Source organism: Kitasatospora sp. NPDC091257 (assembly GCF_044757675.1).
GTDB lineage: Bacteria > Actinomycetota > Actinomycetes > Streptomycetales > Streptomycetaceae > Kitasatospora > Kitasatospora lactacystinica.
On sequence record NZ_JBIVVI010001524.1, the window covers coordinates 1 to 1,821 of the forward strand.

General features: G+C 68.8%; 1 protein-coding gene. It reads left to right on the plus strand.

The annotated features are described in order from the left end of the window. Positions 1 to 402: 402 nt before the first annotated feature. Positions 403 to 1,770, plus strand: a complete 1,368-nt coding sequence (locus ACIQOV_RS39935; protein ID WP_359909991.1) for an NAD(P)/FAD-dependent oxidoreductase — start codon at positions 403 to 405, stop codon at positions 1,768 to 1,770. The last annotated feature ends 51 nt before the right edge of the window (positions 1,771 to 1,821 follow it).

Here is a 1,821-nt window from a genome sequence, read left to right on the forward strand (position 1 = left end):
CCCGGCACCCCTTTCGGGGGGCCGGGGCCGGGGCGCGCCCGAGCGCGGGTGGAAAAGTTCGTGAATTTCTTCACATGGCGATCCGGCCATTCGCCGCACCCACCCGCCCGCTACGTCCGAAATGTGGGACCGAAGGCCTGCTGGCCGGGTAGCCCATGGGATCGCAGGTCAGGGCTCGCTTGAGGTTTGAAATTCGAAATCATGCGCGGGAACCCGGGCGCTGTGCGGATCGTTGCTGCTCAGGCCGGTCGTGCTCCGGCGCGCGCTCGCGCGGGGCCGTCCAGGGGTGGGGGTCGCCGTGCCGGGCCCGGTTTTGCGGCCGCGCAGTGTAGCACGGGGGGTCCTTCATCTTGTGACCGGGCTCACGAAGGCTGCTCCGGACGGTGCTGGATACTTTCGGATATGAGCACCACGGAGCGTCCTCGCATCCTCATTGTCGGCGGTGGTTACGTCGGCCTGTATGCCGCGATGCGCATCCTCAAGAAGATGCGTTACGGCGAAGCGACCGTCACGGTCGTGGACCCGCGGTCGTACATGACGTACCTGCCCTTCCTCCCCGAGGCGGCCGGCGGCAACGTCGCGCCCCGCAACCTCGTCGCGCCGCTGCGCAGCGCCCTCAAGCAGGCGGAGGTGCTGACCGGGTCCGTCACCGGCATCGACCACGCCCGCAAGGTCGCCACCATCCAGCCCGCGGCCGGCGACAGCTACGAGCTGCCCTTCGAGTACCTGGTCGTCGCGACCGGCTCGGTCTCCCGCACCTTCCCGATCCCGGGTCTGGCGGAGAACGGCATCGGCATGAAGACGGTCGAGGAGGCCATCGGCCTCCGCAACCACGTCATGGCCCAGCTCGACAAGGCCGAGTCCACCACGGACGAGGAGATCCGCCGCAAGGCGCTGACCTTCGTGGTGATCGGTGGCGGCTTCGCCGGCATCGAGACCGTCGCCGAGGTCGAGGACATGGCCCGCGACGCGGCCAAGCTGTACAAGACCGTCAGCCGCGAGGACATGCGCTTCGTGGTGGTCGAGGCGGCCAACCGCATCCTCCCCGAGATGGGCCCGGACCTCGGTCTGTGGACCAAGGAGAAGCTCGAGGAGCGCAACATCGAGGTCTACATCGAGACCTCCATGGACTCCTGCGTCGACGGCCACGTCATGCTGAAGAACGGCATGGAGATGGACGCCTCCACCATCGTGTGGACGGCCGGCGTGAAGCCGAACCCGGTGCTGTCCGAGTTCGGCCTGCCGCTGGGCCCGCGCGGCCACGTCGACACCGCGCCGACCCTCCAGGTCCAGGGCTTCGACTACGTCTGGGCCGCCGGCGACAACGCCCAGGTGCCGGACCTCGCCGCCGGCGAGGGCGCCTGGTGCCCGCCGAACGCGCAGCACGCCTGCCGTCAGGCCGTCGTCCTCGGCGACAACGTGATCTCCGGCATGCGCGGCTTCCCGCAGAAGGAGTACAAGCACAAGAACCTCGGTGCGGTCGCCGGCCTCGGCCTGCACAAGGGCGTGGCGATCCTCTTCGGCAAGTACAAGCTGAAGGGCCGTCCGGCCTGGTGGTTCCACCGCCTGTACCACGGCGCGATGGTGCCGACCTTCAACCGCAAGGTCCGCGTCTTCACCGACTGGACGCTCGCGATGTTCCTCAAGCGCGAGATGGTCGGCCTCGCCCAGATGGAGCGGCCGCAGCTTCCGATCCAGGAGGTCACTCCGCCCACCAAGCCCGTCGAGGCCGCCAAGCCGGCCGCCGACAAGGCACTCGCCAGCAAGTAAGCGACTGAGACCCCGGTGTGGGAGCACCGGGGTATGAGTCGGAGGCCCTCC